The sequence below is a fragment of the Tunturiibacter gelidiferens genome, assembly GCF_013410115.1.
GTDB classification, from domain to species: domain Bacteria; phylum Acidobacteriota; class Terriglobia; order Terriglobales; family Acidobacteriaceae; genus Edaphobacter; species Edaphobacter gelidiferens.
Window position 1 is genome coordinate 523379 of record NZ_JACCCV010000001.1, and the last position, 26099, is coordinate 549477.

Here is a 26099-nt window from a genome sequence, read left to right on the forward strand (position 1 = left end):
AATAAGGCTGTTTGATAGAGTGAGAGCGTGACGTCCAGGACAGTAGATACTTCAGGCGCCGCTACGCACGGCAGGCGGCTTCTCCTCTTTGTTGTGTGCAGTCTGCTGCTTGCGAACGTTGTTCAGTGGGGTCTTTGCCGGGCGTTGCATCTGGGCAATCCTGGCAGCATCAAGGGCGACGTCGCAGACTTCATGCACATGCGGCAATGGACCGACTCGTGGCTGCCGATGATGAAGTCGCTGGATTACTTCGATGCGAATTCTACTAAGCCGATTTACGCGGCTCCGTTGTATGACACGCTGATCTATTCATTGGCGAGTGAGCTTCCTCTGGTTGCGCTTCGCAGGCTTGGAGTCGGTGATGCGGCGATGCTTCGTCTGCTTGCGTTGTTTTCGTGGCTGTCTGTTGTGGGCGTCGCGGCGGTGTCGCTTGAGATGGGCCGAAAGCTGTTGCGAATCCGTGGTGCGGAGTTGACGTGGCCGGCGGTTGTTGCGGTGATACTGGCTTGTCTGGGATGTTATCCGCTGCTGAAGGGGTATTCGCTGGGGAACGCGCAGACGATGCTTTCTTTTGGCTTTGCGTTGATGCTTTATCTATGGACGTCGGGGCGTGAGCGTGAGGCAGGAGTTGTGGCGGCGCTGCTTGCGTTTGTGAAGCCACAATATGTGCTACTTCTGGTGTGGATGGTGGTGCGCAAGCGTTGGGGTGCGATGTGGGCGTTCCTGATCTGCTCTGGTGTTTTGTTGGCGATGTCAGTGGCGGTCTTCGGTTGGCATAACAATCTTGACTATGTGGGCGTGCTGGCGAGTTTGAGTCATAAGGCGCAGTCGCACTACGCGAACCAGTCGATGTTCGGGACTTTGAACCGCATGATTTTTAACGGCGAGAACCTGGGGTACACGCCGCACGTTTATACCCCGTACGTTGCGTGGGTCTATCGAACAACGGTGTTGACGTCGTTGGTGCTGGTTGGGGGAGTGCTGCTGTTTCCGTGGAGAAAGCTGCGGGGATCGACGGCGGATATCGCGGCGATGGGTCTGGCATCAGTGGCGGCGTCGCCGATGGCGTGGGAGCATCACTACGGCATTGTGTTCGGAATCTTTGCGTGGTTCTGGTTTGCGTATGGGTGCTGGGAGGCCAAGAGGCCGTGGTTGTGGGGATTATCGTTTTTTCTTTGCGACAACTTTTTGGCGGCGACTAATCTGCTGGCCGACAGGCGCGGATGGAATGTGCTGCAGTCTTATATGTACTTCGGAGCGCTTCTTTTACTGGTGCTGCTGATGCGGCTAGCTCGTCGAGCTGAAGGTGCTGAGACCGTCGCGGCGTAATGGCGGTCATATTAACTCGAGGAATCACAAGATTATTTTGAGGTCTGAGAGTTAGATGAGAATCGCAGGGAGGCTGCGTCGCCTCCCATGGCGGGTCCTAGCGGCGTGATGTCGGCGTGTGCGGCTGCGAGGGCCTGGTCGGTCCAGTTCCAGCCGCTGTGCAGGAGCACGAAGACGTGCTCGCCGGGTTCATTGGTGAGTTGCTCCCAGGAGATGATGGGGAATCCGGTGAAGTGGCGCATGTGCTGTGCGGTGAGCGACTCGGTGTCGCGTCGGCTCCAGAGAAGCTCTTGGTTGCTGGAGTAGATCAGGGCCATGTGGGAGCGGATATCAGGGTCGGGTTCGTAGTAGCTGGCTACTTCGAAGGTGCCCATCTCCTGCAGGTAGAGCAGGCCGCTGGGGCTGGAGAGAATCGCCGCTTTGATCTGCGGGCTGAGTGTGAGCGAGGCCATGAAGTCTCTGGTCTTTGCCTGCTCCGCGTGGATGCGAATCGCTCCCGTGAAGACGATGGCGATTGCGAGCGCGGACAACGTAAGGATGGCGGTGTTTGTGCGGCGAAGTATTGGGAACAGGGCAATCGTCAGGAGAATGCTGAGCGCGAGGATTGCTCCGAGTACGTAACGGACCTCGATGGAGTGCGTCACGAAGAAGGCCAGCAGGAAGCCGAAGAAGGGCAGTGCGGCGAGGACGATAAGAAAGACGAGCTCGGCGGTTGGGAGTTGGACATCTTTGTTGCGTAGCTGGCGCACACTGCCGAAGACCAGGAGAGCCGCGAAGACAATGAGGCCGATGGCTGCGAGGTGCTGGATGCTGAGGCTCGCGTGGGTGTAGTCCAGGAAGAGCGAACGGTAGGCCTGGGTGATGGCGTGGTAGCCGACGTCTCCGGCGTTGTAGTAGTTCTTGCGAAACTCGGCGGCGGACTTTTCGAAGGGCAATGCGAAGGCTATGCAGGCCATGCCGATGATGATCGCGGCCACGACGGGAAGGTCCATTCGTCGACGTTGAACGGTGCGAAAGAGTTCTGCGGCGCAGAGGGGAAGGAGCAATAAGACGCCGAAGTAGTGCGTGTTCAGCGTGAGTGCGACCGCGAGTGCGAGGAGGATGAGAGAGGCAGTGCGTTGCGACTGGCGACGGGTTGCCGCCTGCCAGCTCACCATGGCGAGGCCGTAGAAGCCGAGCAACAGACCGTAGGGGCGGCCTTCGGCGGAGTAGAAGAGAGTCGCCGTAATCGCGGGAAAAGCCATTGCGAAGATCGCGGCGTTCTCGTTGGCGATGCGCCGTACGAAGTAGAAGACGCAGATCTGCATCAGGAGATAGCCGAGCAGCGAGGGCAGCCTGAGGGCGAAGGCTCCTGCGCCGAAGACGCTGATGGCGACGTGAGCGAGGGTGTGGTAGACGAGGGGGTCCAGCGAGATGGGATAGCTGCGTTGGATGTGGATGAGTTGGGCGTAGCTGGGCACGCTGTCGGTCTGTAGGACGAAGAACTCGTCCTGCGACATGAGCTTGTGGTGCGACCAGAGGAGGGAGATGGCGACGGTGAGGATCAGAGATGCGATGGCCGTCCAAGGGAGGGCAAGACTCTCGCGGCTGCTTTCAACACTGGAATTTTGCGACGAGATCATATCTTGGCGTGAATTCTAAGCCGCTGGTGCTCGAAGCCGGGTGGAGTGTAGCTGATGGGCGCGGGTTGAGCTACGGCAGGAGTGGTGGAGGGCAGGGTTGGAGTGAAGAACAACTCCAGACGCGGGATGCGGATGAAGAGTAGAAGCCCCATCACGATGGCGGTTGAGGCGAACGAGGTCATCAGCAGAGGTTCGCGATAGAGCTTTTCGGGGTTCTGTACCGCGCTGTCATGCTTGAAGGCGAGCTTGAGATAGACGGCCATGGTGAAGGCTACGAGAGGAAAGCCGAGGATGAGTTCGATGCGATAGCGGATGATGAAGGCTCCGAGGAAGAGCATCGCGGTGGAGGCGTAGAAGACAACGGATACGAGCAGCGACTCGGGCGTGTAGCGCTTGAAGGATGCGCGGTAGGCTCCTGCGATGGCGCGGTCGCCGATCTCGGAGAGCTCGCTGAAGCGCTTGAGGCCCATGAAGTAGCAGCCGAGCATCCAGTAGGCGATAAGCAGCGAGACGGGCGGCACGAGGACGCTGGTGACGGCGTACCAGCCGAGCAGCATGCGCAGTGGATTATTGATGGACTCGGTGAGGACGTCGAGGTAGGGTACGTCCTTGGTGCGGATGGGAGGAAAGTTATAGAGGCAACCCATGATCCAGAGGACGAGGGCGACGAGGGCGAACATGTGGGAGATGGTGAGACCGACTGCGATTCCTGCGACCATCATCAGGAGCCATTGCACATAGGCGGCGGGAATGTTGACCAGACCGAGTGCGGCGGGGCGGTTGCGCTTGGTGGGATGAAGGCGGTCGAAGGGTGCATCGAGAACTTCGTTGATGACGTAGTTGCTGCAGGCGACCAATGTCACCGCGACAAATGCGAGGAGCAGCGTGATGAGGAGATGGGGCGTAAAGAGCGCCGGATAGACGCTGAGCGGGACGATGACGCCGGGCAGAACGAAGAGATTCTTGATGGAATGATCGAGTCTGGCGATGGCGAGATGGGCGCGTAGGCGCTCGGACAAGGAGACGTTGCGCAGGGGAGGCTCGGTCATGTTTGTTGTAAGGGCTCCTTCGCAAGCTGCCTTCGGGCTATGGGCACAGTGTAGCAAATGGAGATGAAGCCAGCGGATCACGGTGCGCTCTGGCAGCGAGCGATTTGTTTACGATAAGCTTGGGCTTGGCGCGGTGTGCGCGTCTGGAGCAGGCGGGCGCATGTCGCGGAGAGCAGTGATTATCGGAGCGGGGCCTGCCGGGTTGACCGCAGGGTTGGAGTTGCTGAGACGGTCGGATGTGAGGCCGATCATCCTGGAGGCGAGCGAGGAGATTGGTGGAATCTCGCGCACGATCAAGTACAAGGGCAACCGGATGGATATTGGTGGCCATCGATTCTTCTCCAAGAGCGACCGCGTGATGCAGTGGTGGGTGGACCTGATGCCGCCTGATGTCGGCGATGCGGGGTCGGAGCCGGAGATCTCGTACCAGGGAAAGAAGCGGATGGTTGCTGTACCTGCGCGTCTACCGGAGGAGCCGGTGTTGCGTGGGGCGGGGCCGATTGATCCGCGTGCTGCAGAAGAGGTAGAGGACAAGGCGGAGAGCGAAGGACCGGTGGAGATGATGGTCACGGCAACGACGGCCGATCCCGATCTGGTGATGCTGATTCGTCCGCGGAAGAGCAGGATCTACTATCTGCGGAAGTTCTTTGATTATCCGATTACGCTGACTGCGACGACGTTGAAGAATCTCGGGCTGGCGAGAACGTTTCGCGTTGGTACGAGCTACATGAAGTCGCAGGTGAGCCAGATTACGCCGGAGAAGAGTCTTGAGGACTTTTTGATCAATCGATTTGGGCGGCAGCTCTATCTGACGTTCTTCAAGAGCTACACGGAGAAGGTTTGGGGAACGCCTTGCAATGAGATCTCGGCGGAGTGGGGGGCGCAGCGGATCAAGGGGTTGAGCCTGACGACGGCGGTGAAGCACTTTTTGAAGAAGGCGCTTGGAGGGAAGGCGAAGACGGGTGACCTGGCGCAGAAGGGCACGGATACGAGCTTGATTGAGCGGTTTATGTATCCGAAGTTTGGACCGGGGCAGCTTTGGGAGCACGTCGCGGATCTTATTCGCGAGGGCGGCGGCGAGATTCACATGGGTTGGAAGGTGGATCGGATTCATTGCTCAATGGAAGGTGGCGCGAAGCGGGTGATGTCGATCGATGCGGTGAATGCGGAGGGAGAGCGGCAGACTTTTGCGGGAGATTATTTCTTCTCGACGATGCCTATGCGCGAGCTGGTGGAGGCGCTGGATGCTCCCGTTCCGGAGAACGTGCGCGAGGTGAGCGCTGGGCTGCAGTATCGCGACTTTATTACGGTGGGGCTGCTGGTGGACCGGCTGAAGGTGAAGGAGCCGGATGGTGGGCTGCTGAAAGATACATGGATCTACGTGCAGGAGCCCGATGTGGTACTGGGACGGTTACAGATATTCAACAACTGGAGTCCGTACCTGGTGGCGAACCCGACGAAGGTCTGGATTGGGCTGGAGTACTTCTGCTACGACACGGACGATCTTTGGAAGATGCCGGATGAAGAGCTCAAGAAGTTCGCGATTGCCGAGGTGGCGAAGATCGGGATTTTGAACGCGGAGGATGTTTCGGACGGGCATGTGGTGCGGGTCCCAAAGACGTATCCGGCGTACTTTGGAACATATGACCGCTTCGATGAGCTGCGGGAGTTTACCGACGGGTTCGAGAATCTGTTTCTGGTGGGGAGGAACGGAATGCATAAGTACAACAACCAGGATCACAGTATGTTGACGGCGATGACGGCGGTGGATGGTATCGTGGCTGGGCATGTAGATAAGGCTGCGCTCTGGGGCATCAACACGGAGCAGGAGTACCACGAGGAGAAATAATTGAGAAAGATTCTGGTTGTGGGGACGTTGCTGCTGGTGATCTTCGTGGCGGTCTTCCGGCAGAGGATCTTTCTGCGAGATCCGCTGGGTAAGGTAGAGCGTAACGGTGTTGCGGTGGATGGGGCGCGGCTGTTTATTAACTTTTCGAACGACGTGCTGGTGGAAGAGCCGGGGACGGAGCGGCGGTATCTGGTGCAGGGATGGAGCGGCGTGCCTGGGGTGCCGCAGATTCTGGGTTGCGTCCAGGGGTTGGTGTGCTGGACTGATGCGGACCATGCGGCGGTCTATCCGTTGGATGGCCGAGGGGCTGGAGCGAAGGCGGTGATGAGCGCAAAGGAGGTTACGTTTGCGGATGAGACGGGAGCACAGGTGCGGGTGCAGCTAAGGTAGGGCTCATCGGCACGTAGAGAAATGGCGTAACCTTTGCCGCGGGAAGAACTCTAAAGATTCGGAGAGTGCTGAGTTGTAAATGCTGTGTGCGCGAGAGCGCACGATGGGAGCTCAAATGCCTGAGAAACCTAGAGACAGAAGTGAGCCAGGCGAGACCTTGCAGCCTGCCGCTGAGATCCCAGCAGAGACGGTCGATGCAGCTCCGGAGGGATTGCGGGTTCCAATAGCGACGACGGCCGGCGGTAAAGCGGTGGATGAGCCCGTTGCGGCAGCTGCTTCCGTAGTTCCGGAGCCACTGGCTTCGCCTGTTGGAGTTGTTGCGGCGCCTGTCGAGGCAAGAGAGCCCGCCGTGGCAACGATCAGGTTGGAGAAGAAGCATCCCTTGGCGATTCGGTGGATGCATTGGGTGAACTTCCCGGTTCTGTTCACGATGATCTGGAGCGGGTTGCTGATCTATTGGAATGACTCGGATAATGCCTATCAGCATCCCCATGCGGTGTATCGAGTGGGGGTGGGTTCGCTGACGTTGGTGCGGTTGTTTCCTCCGTGGTTCTGGAAGCTGATCAATGCGCCCTATCGTGTGACCGAGGGGCTGGGATATCACTTCTTCTTTATGTGGATCTTTGCAATCAACGGGATTCTCTATGTGGCTTATCTGTTGATCTCAGGGGAGTGGCGGGTGCTGGTACCGGAGCGAAGATCCTTTCTGGATGCGATTCTGGTGACGTTGGTGGATTTGCATCTTCGCAAGGGATTGCCGCCGCAGAAGAAGTACAACGGGGCGCAGAAGATCGCTTACTCCTCGGTAGTTTTGATGGGTCTGGGATCGCTGGTCACGGGTCTCTCGATCTACAAGCCGACGCAGGTGCACTGGATCACATCGCTGCTGGGCGGATACGAGATGGCGCGATGGGAACACTTCTGGCTGACGATGGGCTTTTGCGCGTTCTTTGTGGTGCACGTGGGGCAGGTGATTCTCGCGGGGTGGAATAACTTCCGGTCGATGGTGAGCGGGTATGAGATTGTGCCGGCGGTCAAGGCTTCGCTAGACGAGGAAAGGAGGACGGGATGAGCGACGGACGGGAGGAGCGAGAGGAGCAGGAGCAGCGCCGCAAGTGGGAGAAGGAGAAGAAGGAACGCGAGGATGATCTTGACCGCGACTGGGAGCGCGATGGAGAGCGGGAGCGGAGAGATTCGCGTGCGGTAGAGACGCTGGATGCGGAGGTGAGGGCGCAGTCGGGGAAGAGGACGCGCCGCAGCTTTCTGGTTGCAGCAGCGGCGGCGGCTGGTGGTTACGGATTTTATCGATGGATCGATCGCAGTCCGGGCGACCAGCTCATCCGGAAGCCGCTGCGGAAGATGCTGGAGTTCAATGCAAAGTTGTCGCGCGGGGTGTTTGATGAGCGCGGGCTGGCGCCGACGTATCCGGTCGCGCGATCGATGGAGCTGCGGACGAACGGCAACTACGGATTGAAGATGGACCTGATGCCGGAGAGCTATCGGCTGCAGATGGTGGGGGTGGCGAATGCGAAGGGTCTTCCGCAGTATGTGGCCGATGTTACGGCGTGGGAGTACCAGTACGTCGCGAAGAAAGAAGCTGGGCCCGTCGAGCACGATACGAAAGTAGCTCCCAAAGCAGCCGCAGGGCCAGAGGCTAAGGTCGATCCGAATGGCGACGCGGGCATGGGCGAAGGGCCGATGATGCAGGGCGGCCCGGCGAGCACGATGGTCGGCGGGAACGGCGAGAAACAAAGTGTGAAGATGCCACCTGCGTTTGAGGCTGCGTTTGCGGAGTTGAAGAAGGCGCAGGGGAATAAACGGCCGCGCGGGCAGGAAGAGGCAGGCATGTCGGATAACACGCTCGACCCGGGGACGCCAGGGCTGCTGCTGAAGATGGACGACGTGACAAGTCTGCCGCACCACGAGTTGGTGACGGAGTTCAAGTGCATCGAGGGTTGGAGCCAGGTGGTGCACTGGGGTGGGTACCGGCTTGCGGATTTGATTGAGAAGTATCCGCCGGAGAAGAAGCAAGATGGCTCGTTGCCGAAGTACGTCTACATGGAGACGCCGGATGGAGACTACTACTGCGGGTACAGTCTCCAGGCGTGCATGCATCCGCAGAGCCTTCTGGTGATCGAGATGGCAGGGCGGCCGTTGGCGCAGTGGCATGGCGCACCGATACGGTTACATATGCCGATCAAGTACGGTTACAAACAGATCAAACGAATTGGATTGATCGCCTACACCGATATGCGGCCCGACGATTATTGGACGAAGCTGGGGTATGACTGGTACGCGGGGCTTTAGGAAATCTAAGACTACATTTAATGACTTGTGTCCTGCCGGACGGGCCTCCTGCGCGGAGGGCGGTCACTTCATGACGTGTATACCTTGTTTCGTTTGAGCGAACATCATCGGTCCTCCCGTTGGTCGGAACGAAAAATTTAAATGGCCGACCAACGGGAGGCTCGATGCAGATCATCCTGCCCAGACCGGTACACGCGTCACGAAGTGACCGCCCTCCGCGCAGGAGGCCCGTCCGGCAGGACACTAGAGTCCTTAGTGTGCGTGCAACGCTCCGGAGGTCGCTTGCTGGGTAGATTGGGCTTTTTGAGCGGCTATCCAGCGATCCGTACGGTGGTCGAGAAGGTCGAGGGGCAGCACTCCGGCGCTGAGCATCTCATCGTGGAAGGCGCGGAGGTCGAACTTCGGGCCAAGCTCCTTTTTTGCACGTTCGCGGAGTTCAATGAATTTTAGCTGGCCTATCTTGTAAGCAAGGGCCTGTCCGGGCCATGCGATGTAGCGGTCGGTCTCGGACTGGATCTCCGGACCTTGAAGACTGTCGGTCTGCTCGAAGAGAGCGACGACCTGCTCGCGTGTCCAACCCTGTGAGTGGATGCCAGTGTCGACGACGAGGCGCACGGCGCGGAAGAGTTCGGAGGAGAGCCGCCCATAGTCGCTGACCGGGTCCTGGTAGAAGCCGACATCCTTGCCGAGTTGTTCGGCGTAGAGTGCCCAACCTTCGGTGTATGCGGTGAAGCCTCCGCCGTGGATGCGGAACTGTGGGAGACCTTTGAGTTGCTGCTGGACAGAGCGCTGCATGTGGTGTCCGGGAACGCCTTCGTGATAAGCGATGGCCTCGTCGTTGATGAGCGAGCGATGAGCGAAGTCGCTGGTGCCAACGGAGACGCGACCGGGGTGTTTGCAGTCAGGAGTGCCGGTCTGGTAGTGAGTGGCGGCAGCGGCCTGGTAGGCGGGAATGGCTTCGACCGTTACGGGGCAATCGGGAAGTACCGTGAAAAGTTCGGGGAGCTTCGGCTGCATCTGGGCGATGTAGTGGCGGAAGGTGTCGAGGATCTGCTCGGATGAGGTGGGGGTGTATTTCGGGTTGGCCTTGATGGAGGCGCGGAAGCTTTCGAGATCTTTGAAACCGGCCTTGTGGGCGAGGGTGGTCATCTCGGCGGTGATGCGGGTGATCTCGTCGAGTCCGAGTTGGTGGATCTGCGCCGGGGTCATGTCGGTGGTTGTCTGTTCGCGTACTGCGACCTCGTAGCGGTGCTTGCCGTCGGGTAGTGTCGAGACGCTGATAGAGGTGCGGCCGTGGGGTGCGTAGTCCTTTGCGATAAATGTGGCGAAGGTGCGGTAGGCTGGCGAAACTTCAGTGTCGACGGTCTGCTGGATGGCCGTGGTAAGGCGTTGACGGTTGGCGCTGGAGAAGGTCGCCGGAATTTTGTTGATAGCGAGCAGGAAGGGGCTTTTGGCGGCGATGTCTGAGGCCTGCTGGGCGACTTTTTCGAGCAGGAAACGTGGCGGCATCAGACCATCTTTGACTCCGAGGCGCAGAACGTCCTCGGATTGGGCGAGGGCGCGAGGAATCTGGTGGAGGCGCGCGATGTAGTCGTCGTAATGCTGGACGGTGTCCAGCGGAACGGCCAACGGCAAGTCGGAGAGAGAGGTGTGGATGCCGTTCTGCTGATTGACGGACATCTCGTAGTTCTTGAGATCGAAGTTTTCGATGCTCTGCTTGAGCCTGCGCTCCATGAGCTGGTGGGAGAGAAGGTCCTGTTCGGGGAAGCCGGCGGCGTTGATGGCTAACAGGCTGCGCAGGTTCGCCTGATTGGCGGCGTTCTGCTGGATGATGGCTTCGAGGGAGTAGTCGGCGAGCTTGTCGTTGTAGCGATAGTCGCCCACGGCGGTGGCGCGCTCGGGATTGTTTTTCAGGTCGGCCTGGTAGATCTCTTCGAAGAGAGCATTCTGGGCGGTGATACGCGTTTCGACCGAGGGAGTCTGGGCGATCAGGGAGAAGGGCGCGACGGCGTAGAGACAGGTCGCCAGAAGGAGATTCAGGACTTGGGGGCGCATGATGGGAGGGTAGCAGAATCTGATATCTGATTTGTGGGAGCCGCACAATTTCTGGTGTCGGATGTTAGAGCGGTCAGCTGGCGATGGTGCCCTGATGAAAGACGAGCTGCCAGCGGTTGTCGCGAAAGATCCACAGGGAGGAGCGGTGGGAGACGGCGACTGAGGTGGTGGCGCGGTAGGTGGCGAGAACGATGTTCTCTGCGAGTTGTGCGATGTAGAAGTGGTGGATAGTCGCGTGGCGGGCGGCGCTGGTGAGCAGAACGTCTATGACTTGCTGGCGGTTGAAGACGCGGCCGGAGGTGCAGAACTCTCTGTACTCTTCGGCGAAGAACGGGATGAGCGCGGTGCGGTCAGCCTCGCGGTCAGGGTGGAGGAGACGCTCTTCGAGCGCGTAGAGATGGTCTTGAAGTTCGGTCTTTTTCATGGAACACAGGCTCCAACTGTTATACGAACAACAGAGTAGAGGGTTTCATTGTGACAGATTTTAGTGTTCCGGGTGGAAGGAGTTCGGCCTGCGCGCGAGGGCGACGCGTGGGATCTGCCGGAGATCGTTGACGAAGGTGACGTCGTTCCATCCGGCGAGTAGGTGGGTGAGCGGTTTCTGCTGTCCGTGGCCGATCTCCAAGGCTAGTATGCCGTTTGGTTTGAGTGCGCTCGCGGCCGCCGGAATGAGTCGGCGGTAGATGTCGAGGCCGGTTTCGCCTGCGAAGAGTGCAGTGGCGGGCTCGTGGTCGCGAACCTGGGGATGCAGGGTGGGTCGGTCGGATTCGGGGATGTAGGGCGGGTTGCTGAGGATGGCATCGAAGGTCTGGCCAAGAGATTTGATGGTGGCGAGGAGATCGGATCGAACGAAGTGGATGCGATTGGCTACGTCGTGTTCTCGCGCATTGCGCTCTGCGATGGCGAGAGCCTCGGAGGATAGGTCGAGGGCTGTGATCTCGGCGAGCGGAAGATGGACGGCGAGCGCGATGGCGATGGCTCCCGATCCGGTGCCGATATCGACGAGCTTCACGGGCCGGTTCGCGGGGAGCAGCTTGAGGACGGCTTCGACGAGATGTTCGGTCTCGGGGCGTGGGATGAGGACAGCGGGGGTGACGTGGAGACGCAGGCCGTAGAACTCCTGCTCCCCGATGATGTACTGGATGGGCTCGAGCTTGAGACGTCGCTGGACCGCGATCTGATAGAGAGCGTCTTGTTCGGGGGAGAGATCGCGGTCGGGATATGCGATGAGGGTCACGCGAGAGATCTGCAGCGTGTGGAGGAGGAGGTGCTCGGCGTCGCGGTGGGCGTGTTCGCTGAGGTGTGGGTTGGCGGCCAGCTCTGCAGCGGCGTTGGTGATGGCCTGGCGGAGGGTCATGCTGACGGCTACCTTGACTGCGGCTGGGTGGAGTCTGAGGTTGTGGGGAGGATGGTCGAGCTGGCGGCGAAGCGATGGTAGTTGGTGTACTTCGCGGTGAAGCGGAAGGCGTTCGTCTTTGGGGTCTCTGTGGTGAAGGCGACGATCGTGGAGGGGAGCCAGAAGGATCTTCCCTTGAGGGTGACGGGGGCGAAGTCAACCGAGGCTGTGCCTAGAACTGCTTGATCTTTGCCGATGGGATGAGGGACTGTGCGTTCGATGTGCGTGACTTGCATGGAGGCGTCGATGACGAATTTGCCGGCGGTGCCCGGTTGAATCGAGACACAGGCAGGTTGTTTCGCGGCGGCCTCGCGAGCGGTGAAGGTGAAGGCTTGGGTGCCGGGAGATGCAGGGGAAGAGGGATCGGCCTGGTAGTCGAAACACTCGCGCCGATCAGCGGAGAGAAACTTCGCGAGTGCGCCGCTGAAGCCTCCGTTGAACGAAATGGGCATGTCGAGTTTTTTGCTGTTCGATGGTTTGCCGTTGATTGACTTCACTTCGCGGGACTCTTCGAGGGTGGCAGCCGGTGGGGCTGATCGAGAGACGCGGAAGAGCGCTTCGACGGTGGTTTCGTGCTTGAGCTTGCCGTCACGGATCTCCTGTGAGCTGATGCGCTCGTCGCAGAGGAAGCTGGGGACGGTGGCCTTGTACTGCTCGGTGTTGGCTTCGACGCGGGAGAGGATCTGGTCGAGCGCGGGGGCGGGCTGCTGGGCCAGGGCAGTGGCGAAGCATCCGAGTAGGCTGGCGAGAGGTGTGCGTGCGAAGAGTGAAGAGAGGCGCATGCGTGACTTTACGGTAGCAGAGGGGAGATGGTTGCTAGCGAGTTTCGAGGATCAGGACGTTGCCGTCGGGGTCGATCACAGTGAGGGTGGTTCCGTTTTTCACGGTGAAGACGCCTTCTTTGTGGAGGTGGCGTGCTGCCTTGCCGAGATTGGTCGATTCCATAGTGATGCGTGCGTGACTCCCGGGGGTCGCAGGCATGATTTCAACCTCCTGACCACTTTCGCCGGGCATGTGAAGACTCATCGGATCGTTGGCGATGGGCTTGAAGTTGAGCTGGTTAATGTAAAAGTCGCGTGCGGAGGAGGGGTCGGCCATGGGGAGCGAGATGGCAATCAGCTTTTCGGCGACGCGGTCCGGGCCGAGGTGCTTGCCCTGGTCTTCGCTGTGGAGTGAGCCCGGCATGTACTGGGTGTACTCGATGGTCTGCGGCCCGGAGAGCTGGGTGGGGCCTCCCATGATGAAGCGCAGGTTCCCGGTATCTGTTTTGCGAACGGGTGTGGGGGTGAGGCCGTGGCTGAGGTAGTTGTCGTTGATTGCCTGGACGTCTGCGCCTTCGAAGCAGAGGCTCAGGAAGCCGGTGTCGGTATCCGTTGGGGTGGACGCGTGGAGTTCGATGAACTGCGTGTCGTTGATCTTGATGAAGGACTCATAGGGGACATTGTCTTTGCGAAGGTCAAAGGCCTGTTCGAAGCCGAGTTTTTCGTAGAAGGCGACGGAGTTGGCGAGATCGTGGACACGAAGCGCGACGTGGGCGATGCCGTTGAAGGGTGGTGTTTTGGTATCGGGCTGCGCGTAAAGCAGGGGTACGAGAAGGATTGAGACAAGTGCGAAGAGGATGAGGTGCATCGCGGGACGGGCAGAGCGGCGGCCGCTCCGGTGCTGCCTGATCATAGGTCGATCCTTTTGGAGGCGCTGACCGGGTTTTCGCTGTGGAGATGCGAATACCAGGTCAGCCGCCTCCTCGTTCGTTGCTGGCGGAGGCAGGTCAGGCGGCTTCCGCTTCGGCCTTGAGTTTTTCGGCGGTGTAGTGCGCGATGAGGGCGTCGATGGTGGGTTGGATCTGCCCTTCCATCACCATCGCGAGCTGGTGGTTGGTGAGGCCGATGCGGTGGTCGGTAAGGCGGTTCTGCGGGAAGTTGTAGGTGCGAATCTTCTCGCTGCGGTCGCCGGAGCCGATCTGCTGCTTGCGGTCCTTGGCCTGGAGCTGATGGATGCGTTCTGCCTCCACCTCATAGAGGCGGGCGCGGAGCACGCGCATACCCTTCTCGCGATTCTTGATCTGCGATTTTTCGTCCTGGCAGCTGACGACGGTATTGGTCGGGAGATGTGTGATGCGCACGGCCGAATAGGTCGTGTTCACCGACTGGCCGCCGGGTCCGGAGGAGCAGAAGGTGTCGATGCGCAGATCCTTCGCTTCGATCTTGATGTCGACCTCTTCGGCCTCGGGGAGCACAGCGACGGTAATGGCTGAGGTATGGACGCGGCCTTGAGTTTCGGTCGCTGGAACGCGCTGTACGCGATGTACGCCGGATTCGTACTTCAACTGCGAGTAGACGTTTTCACCTTCGATGATAGCGGTGATGTCCTTGAGGCCGTGGCCGATGCCGGATTCGGTCTGGGAGAGGATCTCGACCTTCCATTTGTGTTGCTCGGCGAAGCGCATGTACATGCGGAAGACCTCTGCGACAAAGAGTGCGGCTTCGTCGCCTCCGGTTCCGGCGCGCAGCTCGAGGATGACGTTCTTCTCGTCGTTGGGATCCTTCGGGAGGAGCAGAACCTTTAGCTGCTCTTCCACGGGCTCGAGACGCGGCTCCAGCGTGTCGAGCTCGGCCTGTGCCATCTCCTTTACTTCGGGGTCGGGGTCGGCCAGCATGGCCTTGGCTTCGGCGATGCCATCCCTGATCTTGCGGTACTCGCGAAACTTCTCGACGGTGGGCTCCATGTCGCGGTGCTGCTTGGCGATGGCCTGAAACTTCTTCTGGTCGTTGACCAGGGTCGGGTCTGACATCTGCTTACCGAGGTCTTCGTAACGGGCTTCGAGTTGGTCGAGGCGGTCGAACATAGCTACTCCATTGATTGAAAGGTGATTAGGGTTCAGGAGAATCGGATAAAAGGAGAGGCGCAGCTAGGCAAAGTCGTGACGGTCGGGGGACTCGGTCACGTGGGGGGTGTACACCGGATTTGCAAGTGCGTTCATCTCTGTTTAGATGTTACTCCTGACCTGGATGATGCGAAATGCATCTTTTACAGGGAAGTTCCATTTTCGAACTCAATTTCGGCAAGGGGTCTGCTTCTAAATGGGTTTATTTGCTGCAGTGGCAGGCTTGGCGGAGCAGTTGGCTGGTGAGCCTGGGCGCCTGAAGAAGCGGGCAGCGATCTCAGCGGCGATTGCGGCCGCGCATAAAGCTGCGCCCGAAGGTGAAGATGCGGGGTGGTTTGCACTGTATGTTGCCGGAACGCCGTTTGCGGAGGCGGATTCGCGCAAGCTGAACGCTGGCGGGGCGTTGTTGTCGAAGACGCTGCTGGCTGTGAGCGGGGCCAGCGATCAGGCTTTGACTTTAGCTTATCGGCGGCATGGGGATATGGGTGCCGCGGCATACGATCTGCTGGTCGCTGCCGGAGCTGCCGGTGCGGCCAAGACGGCTGAGCTATCGCTTGCCGAGGTAGCCGAGGCTTTTGCGGCGATGGCGGTGGCGAAGACGACGGCGATTCGGGCGGCTCTGGTCGAAGGTTTGCTGCGGCGGGCGACTCCGCTCGAGGCGAAGTATCTGCTGAAACTGATGCTCGGCGACATGCGGATTGGAGTGAAGCAGAGCCTGGTGGAGGAGGCGATCGCCGTCGCGGCTGGAGCTTCGGTGGAGGCGGTGCGGCGAGCGGTGATGCTGGAGGCGGATCTCGGCAGCGCGGTGCGCCGAGCGTTTTCCGGGACGTTGAATGAGGCGAGAATGCGGCTGTTTCATCCGCTGGGATTCATGCTGGCCTCGCCGGTCGAGACGCCGGAGGAGGCGGTGGAGCGATTCACCGAGAAGCCTGCAAAGGTGCCGGTCGTAAAAACTAAGAAACCGCGAAAGAGCAAAAAGGCGGAGGACAGTCTGAGGCGGGCGATGGAGCTCGATCCTGACCGCGAAGCCGAAGTTGCGCTCGCCGTGGAGGCTGAAGGCGACACGCCTGGTGAGGTTGTTTCCCCGCAAAAGCTCGATGTCGATGCCGAGGAGTTTGAGGATGCTCCCCCGGAAGATGTGATTGCAAAAAGCATACCGGAGGAGGGAGATGAGACGGCGGCGAACGCTCAGCAGACGCAGGGTATCGAAGCGTTTCTCGAGGATAAGTACGACGGCATGCGGGCGCAGGTGCACTGCGGAGATGCCAGTCAGCCAGGGCGGGTGGCGATCTACTCTCGCAACAAGGAAGATGTGACAGAGAGCTTTCCGGAGTTAGAGGAGGCGTTTGCGCAGGTCTGCTCGGAGGTAAGCGGAGCGACGGGCTCGCTGATTTTGGACGGTGAGATTCTGGGGTGGGACTTCGAACAGGGACGTGCGCTGCCGTTCGCGGTGTTGGGGCAAAGGATCGGACGCAAGCGGGTTTCAAACGAATGGCGTCAGCAGGTGCCGGTAGTGTTTATGGCCTTCGACCTGATGTGCGAGGATGGCGAACTGCTGCTGGAGTTCCCGTTGCGTGAGCGGCGCAATCGGTTGGAGGCGGCGGTGGAGCGGCTTGTTGAGCGGGTGGTGTCGCCGCTGATAGTTGATGAACGGGCTCGCGATTCGCAGGCGGTGTTGTTTGCAGGTGAGGAGAGCGCAGGTATGGAGAGACTGATGATCTCGCCGTCGCGCCTGGTGGAGTCGGCCGAGGATATTGATCGGGCGTACTCAGACGCGAGGGCGCGGGCAAACGAAGGCGTAATGCTGAAGGCGGCGGGGTCTGTGTATCAGCCGGGGCGGCGTGGCCTCGCGTGGGTGAAGCTAAAGCGTGAACTGGCGACGCTGGATGTTGTGGTGACAGGGGCGGAGTTTGGGCATGGGAAGCGTGCAGGGATCTTGAGTGATTACACGTTTGCGGTGCGAGGAGCTGATGGCGAGTTACTCAATGTGGGCAAGGCTTATTCGGGTCTCACCGATGTCGAGATTGCCGAGATGAGCGCATGGATGATGGAACACACTCTCGAAGATCAGGGATTCTTCCGCACGGTCGAACCGTTGATGGTGCTGGAGGTAGCGTTCAACAACATTATGCGCAGCGGACGTCATGCGAGCGGCTTTGCGCTGCGGTTTCCACGCATACTGAAGATCAGGACAGACAAGCCGGTGAGCGAGATTGACACGGTCGCACGGGTCGAAGAGGTCTATCAGTCGCAGGTGGATAAGCCGGTGGAGTAACCACTCCATCGTCATTGACCGGGGTCTTCTGCATTTACTGATTGATCTGGCACGGTCAGCCTGCTACAGTCCGTTCGATAACCACCTAGCTCGTTGGGGGGATGATGCTCGAAGACAGCCGTGCGCCAGGCAAGGTAACGGGATTTCTTGTCATATTGATCAGCTTCTTAGCGCTCGACCTTTTGTCGTGGCCGATCTTCTTTTCGTACTATCTCTGGGTCTTCGCGGACAGGAGTAATTTCCTCAACCTCGATTACATGCTGGCTGAACATCTTCATCTGGGAGTCGATGCCTTTTATCAGTACGGGCTTCTCCCGGTCTTTATTCAGCACCTCTTGTTTGCGATGTACGGACGGGGCTACTGGCCGATGATCGGTTGCACCATCGTGGTCCTCATCCTGATGGCCGCGTTTTGGTCTCTCTTCCTGCGCTACGTTTCCAGGCGATGGCTTTACCTCCTGGCTGTTATCACGGTCACTCCATTTCTTTTGTGGGTGAATCCCAATTTTCCTTACTCGCTGGTGCAGTTGTCGATGCTGTTTGCCCTGCTCTTTCTTTTGGAGGGGCGAGCAGACGCTGCCCTTGCAGTCTCCGTGATTGGTTGCTTCAGCGTTCCGTCGCTACCTCTGCTTCTGACCGGTCTCCTCGCTCTATATATCGCCGCGGATTGGTGGCTTAACAGCGACCGTTCAATCTCACTTTTAGTCCGGCGGTTCGCTCCCGGTGTACTAACCTACGTTTTATTGTTTGCTGGCCTGAGTGCGTTCTTTGGCTTCAGATCAGCCGTGGCGACGGCGTTCCCCATGCTGGGCGTCAAGTTCTACTACGGGTCGGGCAAGATGGATTACAGCGACCTCAAAACGTTCCTGCACCCTGCCGGACACAGTCTCAAGTACTACATCGCGTATTACATCGTTACACCAGTCACATGGTGGATCCTCAGCACGCTGGCGTTGATTGTCATGGGAGTGCAGTCCTTCGTGACCATGGTGCGCACCCGTAGACCCGATCCCAAGTATGCGGTCGTTGCATTTTGCGCGGCCTTGCAGGTCTTCTTTGCCGTTGTCGCTTACAAGGGTGACGGGCAGCATATTATCTACGATCCTATCGTCGCAGTAGGTGTCCTACTGGGGATCTCAGTTCTCGCGACTCCCCGGTGGCAAAATCGCCTTCTGATTCTCTTTATCTCTGTTGGATTGTGTGCGCAGGCAGCGCAGGCCAGGGCCACACTCACGGCGTGGAAGGAAACTCACCGCTCCCCGATTACGAAGAACCTTTACGCTGAACCTGAGTATGTTCCGCAGATGGCGAAGATTCTCGAGATCGCCTCGAAACACAAGGTGCTGATGATGTCCAATGCGACCGGAGTTCACAACTATTACCCGGCCATCGGCTCTCCCGACACATGGTTTCTGATGCCCAATCAGCAGCTTCCTACAGACCGCGAACGGATCCTTGCTGACGTCCGGGCTGCCGAGGTGGTAGTCGAGGACACGACGCATGTTCCGTACTTTACCGACCGCGATCCGGACGTTCAGGCTGAACTTCGCTCGATGTGTCTGACAGATGTGACACGCGACTTCCAGATATGGTGGCGGCACCCGCCGGAGTCCGCCGCCTGCAAGGTCAACATGCGCAATACGCGAAGTGGCCCTCAGTAACCTGCGTCGCCGAACGATGACATGCTTTTTAAAGCGGAGTCATGCACTACGCGAGCTAATCTTCAGAGCCGCGATCGGCCTCGTTCATCCCAGCACGTGACAGATCTATCCACCCGGGCGGAGAATGCTGGAGTGAGCTTCAAGATATCCAGACGGGAGCTATTGCGAGGCGGGGCCGCTGTGGTGGCAGGCGGAGCGTTGCAACAGGTTGGGTTCGCTGCGTTTGCCGCGCGGCCGCTGGAAGAGGTGGGCTACGGACAGGTAACGCTCAAGAGTGCGCCACACCTGGCTCAGATGGAGAACGCCCGCTCCGTTCTGATGGGACTCAGCGATGACAGTCTATTAATGCCCTTCCGAAAGATGGTGGGACAGGATGCGCCGGGCGAAGATATCGGCGGGTGGCATCAGTACCGGGCGGACTACGACTACAGAAAAGAAGACGCAGGGTTGGCTCCGAGTGCAACGTTTGGCCAATGGGTATCGGCCCTGTCGCGAATGCATGCGATCACTGGCGATCCGGCGCTGCGTGAACGAGCTGTGCGTTTGAACCGCCTCTACGCCCAGACGATTGCAACCGAATACTACGCAAAGAACCGCTTTCCAGCCTACTGCTTCGACAAGCTTGTGTGTGGGTTGATGGATGCGCACCGGCTTGCTGGGGACGGCGATGCGTTGGAGATTCTCGAGCGCACCCGAAAGGCCGCGTTGCCGGAGTTGCCAGGGCACGCAGTAGACCGGGAGGTGGTCTGGCGGGAGGGTAAGGATGTCTCCTGGGTCTGGGATGAGAGTTACACACTGCCGGAGAATTTGTATCTTGTGTCGGCACAAATGGGAGTGCAAGGGACCGCGTATCGCGAGATGGCGGAGCGTTACCTGGACGACGCGAGCTACTTCGACCCGCTTGCACGGGGAGAGAACGTGCTGGGGGGCAAGCATGCGTACAGCTACGTGAATGCGTTGTGCTCGGCGATGCAGGCGCACATGGTCGGCGGAAGCGAAAAGCACCTGCGCGCAGCGAAGAACGGCTTCGACATGCTTCTCGCCCAGAGCTTTGCGACCGGTGGATGGGGACCGGACGAGATGCTGCAAGCACCCGGATCGGGGAAGGTCTTCGCAAGCCTCGCAAAAAGCCACAATAGCTTCGAGACGCCGTGCGGAGCCTATGCGCACATGAAGCTGACGCGTTATCTGCTGCGTTGCACTCGCGAGGGGCGCTATGGAGACAGCATGGAACGCGTGATGTACAACACCGTTCTTGGAGCCATGCCGCTGCAGCCCGATGGACACGCTTTTTATTACGCGGACTATCATTCGCAATCTTCGATAGATAATGCGGCGGACACGGCGGACACGCCGAACGACGCGTTGGGCTCTGGAGGCAAGCGGGTATATTCGGATCATCGGTGGCCCTGCTGTTCGGGGACGCTGCCGCAGGCCGCCGCTGACTATTGGATCAACGGATACTTTCACGAACCCGGAGCGGTGTGGGTGAATCTCTATCTGCCTTCTGTTTTGCGGTGGAACGAAGGTAACGCAAAGATCGAGATGGAGCTGGAAGGAACGTATCCGGAGACGCCGGAGGTGCGCCTTCGCATGAAGACCTCGCACGTGGTTTCGTTTGCACTCAAGCTGCGGATTCCGGCGTGGGCGGATGGAGCCACGCTGCAGGTGAATGGTCGTTCCGTCCAGATGGCGGTAGCGTCGGGGTTTGCCACGGTTCAACGCAAATGGCGGACCGGCGATACGGTGAAGCTGGAACTGCCAATGAAGCCGCGGCTCGAGATGCTGGACGAGGCACATCCTGAGACGGTCGCGGTGATGTTCGGACCGAGGGTGTTGTTTGCACTAGCTTCGGAGCCGGTGGCGGCGAGCAGTGCGCACGCGCTTGCCATACAGCAGACCGGGGGCGAAGAATGGATGCTGCAGAGTTTGAATGGCCCGGTGAAGATGGTGCCTTTTACCTCAGTACAGAGTCAGACTTACTTGACTTACATTCGGGTGATTTAGCTCCAGCGACCCGTGAGCGGCCTCGATCACGAAGGCCGAATGTGAAGGCTCAAAATTTAGAGCGAAATGGGTGCTGGCTGCATCTCAATCTGAATGGAATACAGACAACTTGGTAAATCGGGTTTGAAGGTGCCGGAGCTATGCTTCGGTGCGGGGACGTTTGGCACTGCCAACGAGTTTTTCAAGGCCTGGTCGGAGACGACGCAGGAGGAAGCGAACCGGATCGTCGATATCTGCATGGATGCGGGGATGAACCTGTTCGATACGGCAGATGTCTATTCGGACGGTGAGAGCGAAAAGGCGCTGGGCAAGGCTCTGGCGAAGCACAATCGTGACGATGTGATGATCTCGACCAAGGCGACCTTTCGGCTCGGCAAGGGACCGAACGATGTGGGGTCATCCCGCTACCATCTGATCCAGTCAGCGGAGCGCTCGCTGAAGCGGCTCGGCACCGACTATATCGACATCTATCACCTTCACGCCTTCGATGCGACGTCGCCTGTGGAGGAGACACTGCGTGCGCTCGATGACCTCGTTCGCGAAGGCAAGATCCGCTACATCGCGTGCTCCAATTTTTCGGGATGGCATCTGATGAAGTCGTTGAGTGTAAGCGAGCGCTATGGTTGGTCGCGTTATGTTGGTCATCAGGTGTACTACTCGCTCGTTGGCCGCGACTACGAGTGGGAACTGATGCCCCTGGCAGCCGATCAGGGTGTGGGTGCCCTGGTATGGTCGCCGCTTGGTTGGGGACGTTTGACTGGCAGGATCCGCCGCGAGACTGGCATACCGAAGGACAGCCGTCTGAATTCAAACATCGTGAATGATGCAGGTCCGCAGGTCCCCGAAGAGTATCTCTATACCGTGGTCGACGCCATCGACGAGATCGCGAAGGAGACCGGCAAGACGGTACCGCAGATCGCGTTGAACTGGCTGCTGCGGAGGCCTACGGTTTCAACTCTAGTTGTCGGCGCAAGAAACGAGGAGCAGTTGAAACAGAACCTTGGGGCCATCGGCTGGGAGCTGACCAAAGAGCAGGTGGCTAAGCTCGATAAAGCCAGCGCGCTGCCGAAGGCTTATCCGTACTGGCACCAGGTGCAGTTCAAAGAGCGCAATCCTTTCCCCGTATAACCGCGTAGAATTGGCGATGATTTCGAGGCTCGCAGACTACCGCGGGCCTCGATCAATGTTGCGTGTGTGAGGATTGAATGCGACTACTCGTCTTGTTGCTTGCCGGCCTTCTTAGTGTCAACGGATTCGCGCAGGCTCCAAAGGCGCATCGATTCACCGTGGAAGGCGATCACTTCGCGCTGGATGGCAAGCCGTTTCAGGTGATCTCGGGGGAGTTGCATTATCCAAGAATTCCGCGAGCCTACTGGCGTCAGCGATTCCGAATGGCGAGAGCGATGGGATTGAACACAATCACAACGTACGTCTTCTGGAATGTACATGAGCCGAAGCCGGGTGTGTTCGACTTCTCCGGAAACAACGATATCGCAGAGTTTGTGCGTGAGGCTCAGCAGGAGGGTCTCTATGTGATCCTGCGCCCCGGTCCGTATGTGTGCGCGGAGTGGGAGTTCGGCGGCTATCCGTCGTGGCTGCTGAAGGATCACACCACAAAGGTGCGCACCAGCGACCCGAAGTTCATGGCGCCAGTGGCACGATGGATTGCGCGGCTGGGCAAGGAACTGGCTCCGTTGCAAGTGGGTAACGGCGGTCCGATCATCCTGACTCAGGTGGAGAACGAATACGGATCGTTCGGCAATGACCACGCTTACATGGAGCAGATTCACAAGCTTCTAATCGATGCAGGATTCACGCAGTCGCAGCTGTACACCGCCGACGGCCCGGAGAAAGTGCAGGATGGCTCGCTGCCCGAGCTTCCGGTTGGGATCAACTTTGGCGGCGAAGAAGATGGTGCAGCAGAGCGGGCGTTTGCGACGCTGAAAAAGGTTCGTCCCAACGGTCCGTTTATCAACAGCGAGTACTGGGCCGGGTGGTTTGATCACTGGGGCGCAGACCACGCGAACACACACGCGGATAAGCAGGCAGACAATCTGCAGTGGATGCTGGCGCATGGCTATTCCGTGAGCTTCTACATGTTTCACGGCGGCACAAGCTTCGGAGGCATGAATGGAGCCAACGGAGATGTACCGGGAACTTATGAGCCGGACGTCACCAGCTACGACTACGACGCCGCGTTGGATGAAAGCGGACGGCCCACACCGAAGTACTTCGTGTTTCGCGACATCATCGCAAAGTCCACTGGAGTCACACCGCCTACAGTGCCTGCGGTTGCACCGGCGATCCAAACTCCGGAGATGAAATTTGTTGAATCAGTGTCGTTGTGGAAGAGCCTGCCCGCGCCGATCCGATCGGAGCATCCGTTGAGCATGGAAGATGTCGACCAGGCCTATGGCTACATTCTGTACCGCACCACTCTGAAGGCAGCGGCGCAGAGCGAGCTTGTTCTTGATGAACTTCACAGCTATGCCCAGATCTATCTGGACGGCAGACTGATCGGAACGCTGGATCGACGATTGAAACAGGATCGTCTTACGGTTCCCGCGGTAGTGAGCAATGCACGTCTGGATATTCTGGTGGAGAATACGGGCCGGATCAACTTCGGCAAAGCCATCGGTGGCGAACGTGCCGGCATTACAAAGCAGGTGACGTTAGGTGGAAACGAGCTAACAGGCTGGGAGATTTATCCGTTGCCTCTGAAGGACACTGCCAGCCTGAAGTTCTCAAAAGAGCCCTGCGAAGGCGCTTGTTTCTATCGCGCCAGCTTCAAACTAAGCGCCGTTGGCGATACTTTCCTGGACACCAGCGAATTTACAAAGGGGCAACTTTGGCTCAACGGCCACGCGCTGGGCCGCATCTGGAATATCGGTCCACAGAAGACGCTCTACGCACCGGCACCATGGATGGTGAACGGAAGCAACGAAGTGATCGTGTTCGATCTACAGGGGAAGATCGGTGCGACTGTTCGAGGCTTGGACAAGCCTGAGCTTGGATCACCGACCAAAGAGTCACCCGTAGCGCAGTGAGTCGTTTCGACAAAAAGAGAGAGCCTCAGGTCGATGACCGGAGGCTCTCTTGAACTGCATTTACGGGTGTATCGGCGTCTAGAACTTCATGAGGAATGCCAGCGTCAGGCGGTTCTCGCTGTTACGCAGATCCGGGCTCCAGCCTGGAACGAGAGAACCTAGTGCACCGGTGTTGCCACCTGGCGGCGTAACGCCACCGGGTCCGGCAAAGTAGGGGACGTTCGCCGCGCGATGGTTGTACTCCAGCCGATAGGTAAAGTACTGGCTCGGCATGTAGTCCGCTGTCACCGAAGCGTCCCATGCCTTGAACGGATCACCCGGGTTTTCCGTGAAGTAGGGAGTTCCGGAGGCTGCAGTTGCACCATTGATCGGCGGGAGGAGCACGAGGTAGCGGCCGGGGTTGTTGATGCGTCCACCGCCGAGTGTCAGGCCAAAACGATCACGATCAAACCAGAAGCGATTGTAGGCCATGAAGCCGAGAAAGCTCTGCTTCGGTCCAGTCTTCCCGTTGCCAAAGCAGCTCACGCCGCCGCCGCTCTCGCAGCCTGCGTCGCCGGTCAGAGTTGCGGCGGCCTTACCAAGGAAGGAGTCGGGCCGCTCGTAGTACTTGTACTGAACACTATCGTCGGTGTGGTAGCGGGTACGTGAGCCTATGCCCAGCGCATCCTCTCCAAAGCCGTACTGATTGCCGACGATCGACCAATTTCCGTTTGGCCGATAAAGGATCGATCCGCCCAGACCGGGTCGATTGTTGAACCGGCCGTAGGATTGCCAGCCGTTGATGAACCATGGTTCGATCTTCAGTTTGGCAGTGGGAAACCATTGCACGCGCACACCATTGAAGAACCAAGGCGTGTTTGACGACACATAGGACGGCTGATAAGCCCAGTTATCGAACTGATAAAACGAGAACAGTCCGATGTAGGAGAGGAAGATGCCAGCATCCACGTTCAGGCCGTGTTGCACATTGAAGTGGTAGCCGGCGTTGGCCTCACCTACATAACGATAGGCGTCGGCAAGGTCCCACTGGCCGCGCGAGGGGCTGGCATCATTGCGCGGCGTAGCCGTGGCGTAAAGACCGATCTGGCTCAAAACGCGGGCGCGCACATTGTTGTAGTGGAAGTCGCCGCCGATTCCAAGGTCCGTCAGTGCAACCTCACTCGAGCGAAATACTTCGCTCGACCCGACGATCGTGTCGTCCTGCGGATGGCGGAAGTCGTAGGTGTAACTCACATCCGAGCGTATATCCGGCGTGAAGAACTTGGTTGCATACGGCGTGTCCTTGGTCCGTGGGTTGCCGGTGAGCCAGGTGAAATCGGCAAAGGCGAATGGCTCTGAGTGCGGGCTGGCCGGGTCGGTCACCTCCGGCTCTGTTTCACTCAGATCGGCCGCCGCAACTGAGGCCTTCGCCGTCGTGGTGTGATGAGTCTCCGGAGCCGAGGAGCTAGCCTGCTTGAGCTCCATCAGCTGCTTCTGAATTTGCTCCAATTGGTCCTGTAGCTGTTGAATCTTCTGATCCTGGGCTGTCTGATGCTCCGGTGTGGCTTGTGTATTTTCTACGGCCGTCTGCAGATTCGGCTCTGTAGCCTGAGCTCGGAGATCGCTTGTACAAAGAGCCATCCCCGCTGCAAAGGTGAACGCTGCCAGACCAAATCGCTGACCGCATGTCGTTATTCTGTTTTTCACTGACGCTCTCCATTCCATACAGCCGCCGTGGCTGATGAATGGAGCTGCCAGGCCGCCGGACGCTGATATCCAGAGCCTAGCGAGCCGGCTATAACGAATTCGTCAAGAAGGCATAATGAATTCGTAAAGGGACTGTGCGCGTCTACGACAACGTTGCAGTCAAATAGAGTCGCATCAGCACGGCTGCGAGCCTCTTTGCGCAGATATTACTACTGATCGGGATTGGAGGTGGTCGTTTGGCCGCAGTGGCTGAAGTTAGTTTCCAGAAGCCGTCCTCTTTCCCCAGCGTTCGTCCGGATGACAGATCTTCGGATTGAAGGCGAATAAGTTAGTCGGGCTTGACTCAACGCAGGAGACTCTCCACTTCCTCAACTTCTTCGGCTCGCCTTCGCTCAGTGAAGTGGTGAACTTCTTTTCGTCGCCGAGGCCGTGGTCATCGTCAGCCAAAGACTTCATCGGGTTGAAGACCAGGTAAACGGCGCGCCATTGTCCACCCCGTACCCCTCTCGAAGGTGACCCCGCGTTCATTTGGCACGGCTTTT

At 58.8% G+C, this 26099-nt stretch carries 19 protein-coding genes; 10 read left to right on the forward strand and 9 right to left on the reverse strand.

All coding sequences use genetic code 11. From position 1 onward, the window contains the following. The first annotated feature begins 27 nt into the window (after positions 1 to 27). Positions 28 to 1329 carry a glycosyltransferase family 87 protein gene (locus HDF12_RS02260; RefSeq protein WP_179580893.1) on the forward strand — a complete coding sequence of 434 codons (1302 nt, stop codon included), beginning with the start codon at positions 28 to 30 and terminating at the stop codon, positions 1327 to 1329. Positions 1330 to 1361: 32 nt separating this feature from the next. On the opposite strand, the gene HDF12_RS02265 is transcribed toward HDF12_RS02260, so the two are convergent. Next, complete coding sequence (locus HDF12_RS02265; protein ID WP_179580894.1) at positions 1362 to 2951, reverse strand: glycosyltransferase family 39 protein; 1590 nt, start codon at positions 2949 to 2951, stop codon at positions 1362 to 1364. Then, a complete protein-coding gene (locus HDF12_RS02270; RefSeq protein ID WP_179580895.1) occupies positions 2948 to 4000 on the reverse strand; it encodes a UbiA prenyltransferase family protein in 1053 nt (350 codons plus the stop codon). The genes HDF12_RS02265 and HDF12_RS02270 overlap by 4 nt, the downstream gene beginning before the upstream one ends. 160 nt (positions 4001 to 4160) lie before the next feature. Here HDF12_RS02270 and HDF12_RS02275 point away from each other — a divergent pair, with 160 nt between their 5' ends. From HDF12_RS02275 to HDF12_RS02290, 4 genes are all read left to right on the forward strand, one after another. Further along, complete coding sequence (locus HDF12_RS02275; RefSeq protein WP_179580896.1) at positions 4161 to 5849, forward strand: NAD(P)/FAD-dependent oxidoreductase; 1689 nt, start codon at positions 4161 to 4163, stop codon at positions 5847 to 5849. Continuing rightward, on the forward strand, positions 5850 to 6239 hold the full coding sequence (locus HDF12_RS02280) for a hypothetical protein (protein WP_179580898.1): 390 nt from the start codon (positions 5850 to 5852) through the stop codon (positions 6237 to 6239). 115 nt (positions 6240 to 6354) lie between these two features. Beyond that, positions 6355 to 7311, forward strand: coding sequence for a cytochrome b/b6 domain-containing protein (locus HDF12_RS02285; protein ID WP_306457988.1), 957 nt, complete (start codon positions 6355 to 6357; stop codon positions 7309 to 7311). Then, positions 7308 to 8546 carry a molybdopterin-dependent oxidoreductase gene (locus HDF12_RS02290; RefSeq protein WP_179580900.1) on the forward strand — a complete coding sequence of 413 codons (1239 nt, stop codon included), beginning with the start codon at positions 7308 to 7310 and terminating at the stop codon, positions 8544 to 8546. Before HDF12_RS02285 ends, HDF12_RS02290 begins: the two co-directional genes overlap by 4 nt. A 252-nt stretch (positions 8547 to 8798) precedes the next feature. On the opposite strand, the gene HDF12_RS02295 is transcribed toward HDF12_RS02290, so the two are convergent. The 6 genes from HDF12_RS02295 to prfA form a co-directional block, all read right to left on the reverse strand. Next, on the reverse strand, positions 8799 to 10601 hold the full coding sequence (locus HDF12_RS02295) for a DUF885 domain-containing protein (RefSeq protein ID WP_179580902.1): 1803 nt from the start codon (positions 10599 to 10601) through the stop codon (positions 8799 to 8801). A 73-nt stretch (positions 10602 to 10674) separates the two neighbouring features. Then, positions 10675 to 11025 (reverse strand): nuclear transport factor 2 family protein, encoded by a 351-nt coding sequence (locus HDF12_RS02300; RefSeq protein WP_179580904.1) that lies wholly within the window; start codon positions 11023 to 11025, stop codon positions 10675 to 10677. A gap of 60 nt (positions 11026 to 11085) precedes the next feature. Next, positions 11086 to 11958, reverse strand: coding sequence for a peptide chain release factor N(5)-glutamine methyltransferase (gene prmC / locus HDF12_RS02305; RefSeq protein WP_179580906.1), 873 nt, complete (start codon positions 11956 to 11958; stop codon positions 11086 to 11088). A gap of 8 nt (positions 11959 to 11966) precedes the next feature. Beyond that, on the reverse strand, positions 11967 to 12779 hold the full coding sequence (locus HDF12_RS02310; protein WP_179580908.1) for a hypothetical protein: 813 nt from the start codon (positions 12777 to 12779) through the stop codon (positions 11967 to 11969). A gap of 34 nt (positions 12780 to 12813) precedes the next feature. Further along, a complete protein-coding gene (locus HDF12_RS02315; RefSeq protein ID WP_179580910.1) occupies positions 12814 to 13671 on the reverse strand; it encodes a VOC family protein in 858 nt (285 codons plus the stop codon). 94 nt (positions 13672 to 13765) lie between these two features. Beyond that, positions 13766 to 14842 carry a peptide chain release factor 1 gene (prfA, locus tag HDF12_RS02320; RefSeq protein WP_179580912.1) on the reverse strand — a complete coding sequence of 359 codons (1077 nt, stop codon included), beginning with the start codon at positions 14840 to 14842 and terminating at the stop codon, positions 13766 to 13768. Between the two features lie 235 nt (positions 14843 to 15077). Between prfA and HDF12_RS02325 the strand changes: the two genes are divergently transcribed. From HDF12_RS02325 to HDF12_RS02345, 5 genes are all read left to right on the forward strand, one after another. Next, complete coding sequence (locus HDF12_RS02325; RefSeq protein ID WP_179580914.1) at positions 15078 to 17156, forward strand: ATP-dependent DNA ligase; 2079 nt, start codon at positions 15078 to 15080, stop codon at positions 17154 to 17156. A gap of 101 nt (positions 17157 to 17257) precedes the next feature. After that, positions 17258 to 18817 (forward strand): hypothetical protein, encoded by a 1560-nt coding sequence (locus tag HDF12_RS02330; RefSeq protein WP_179580916.1) that lies wholly within the window; start codon positions 17258 to 17260, stop codon positions 18815 to 18817. 132 nt (positions 18818 to 18949) lie between these two features. Continuing rightward, the gene (locus tag HDF12_RS02335; protein ID WP_373563833.1) at positions 18950 to 20824 is read left to right on the forward strand and encodes a beta-L-arabinofuranosidase domain-containing protein; all 1875 of its coding nucleotides are present in this window, start codon (positions 18950 to 18952) and stop codon (positions 20822 to 20824) included. A 93-nt stretch (positions 20825 to 20917) separates the two neighbouring features. Next, on the forward strand, positions 20918 to 21952 hold the full coding sequence (locus tag HDF12_RS02340) for an aldo/keto reductase (RefSeq protein WP_179580920.1): 1035 nt from the start codon (positions 20918 to 20920) through the stop codon (positions 21950 to 21952). A 77-nt stretch (positions 21953 to 22029) separates the two neighbouring features. Further along, a complete protein-coding gene (locus HDF12_RS02345; protein WP_179580922.1) occupies positions 22030 to 23871 on the forward strand; it encodes a glycoside hydrolase family 35 protein in 1842 nt (613 codons plus the stop codon). A gap of 78 nt (positions 23872 to 23949) precedes the next feature. On the opposite strand, the gene HDF12_RS02350 is transcribed toward HDF12_RS02345, so the two are convergent. Beyond that, the gene (locus HDF12_RS02350; RefSeq protein ID WP_348641607.1) at positions 23950 to 25557 is read right to left on the reverse strand and encodes an outer membrane beta-barrel protein; all 1608 of its coding nucleotides are present in this window, start codon (positions 25555 to 25557) and stop codon (positions 23950 to 23952) included. Positions 25558 to 26099: the final 542 nt, after the last annotated feature.

Coding starts and splice junctions, on each gene's coding strand:
- HDF12_RS02300 (WP_179580904.1), bottom strand. CDS start 11,025: ATGAAAAAGACCGAACTTCAAGACCATCTCTACGCGCTCGAAGAGCGT.
- HDF12_RS02325 (WP_179580914.1), top strand. CDS start 15,078: ATGGGTTTATTTGCTGCAGTGGCAGGCTTGGCGGAGCAGTTGGCTGGT.
- HDF12_RS02310 (WP_179580908.1), bottom strand. CDS start 12,779: ATGCGCCTCTCTTCACTCTTCGCACGCACACCTCTCGCCAGCCTACTC.
- prmC (WP_179580906.1), bottom strand. CDS start 11,958: ATGACCCTCCGCCAGGCCATCACCAACGCCGCTGCAGAGCTGGCCGCC.
- HDF12_RS02330 (WP_179580916.1), top strand. CDS start 17,258: ATGATGCTCGAAGACAGCCGTGCGCCAGGCAAGGTAACGGGATTTCTT.
- HDF12_RS02290 (WP_179580900.1), top strand. CDS start 7,308: ATGAGCGACGGACGGGAGGAGCGAGAGGAGCAGGAGCAGCGCCGCAAG.
- HDF12_RS02315 (WP_179580910.1), bottom strand. CDS start 13,671: ATGATCAGGCAGCACCGGAGCGGCCGCCGCTCTGCCCGTCCCGCGATG.
- HDF12_RS02275 (WP_179580896.1), top strand. CDS start 4,161: ATGTCGCGGAGAGCAGTGATTATCGGAGCGGGGCCTGCCGGGTTGACC.
- HDF12_RS02265 (WP_179580894.1), bottom strand. CDS start 2,951: ATGATCTCGTCGCAAAATTCCAGTGTTGAAAGCAGCCGCGAGAGTCTT.
- HDF12_RS02295 (WP_179580902.1), bottom strand. CDS start 10,601: ATGCGCCCCCAAGTCCTGAATCTCCTTCTGGCGACCTGTCTCTACGCC.
- HDF12_RS02285 (WP_306457988.1), top strand. CDS start 6,355: ATGCCTGAGAAACCTAGAGACAGAAGTGAGCCAGGCGAGACCTTGCAG.
- HDF12_RS02340 (WP_179580920.1), top strand. CDS start 20,918: ATGGAATACAGACAACTTGGTAAATCGGGTTTGAAGGTGCCGGAGCTA.
- prfA (WP_179580912.1), bottom strand. CDS start 14,842: ATGTTCGACCGCCTCGACCAACTCGAAGCCCGTTACGAAGACCTCGGT.
- HDF12_RS02270 (WP_179580895.1), bottom strand. CDS start 4,000: ATGACCGAGCCTCCCCTGCGCAACGTCTCCTTGTCCGAGCGCCTACGC.
- HDF12_RS02345 (WP_179580922.1), top strand. CDS start 22,030: ATGCGACTACTCGTCTTGTTGCTTGCCGGCCTTCTTAGTGTCAACGGA.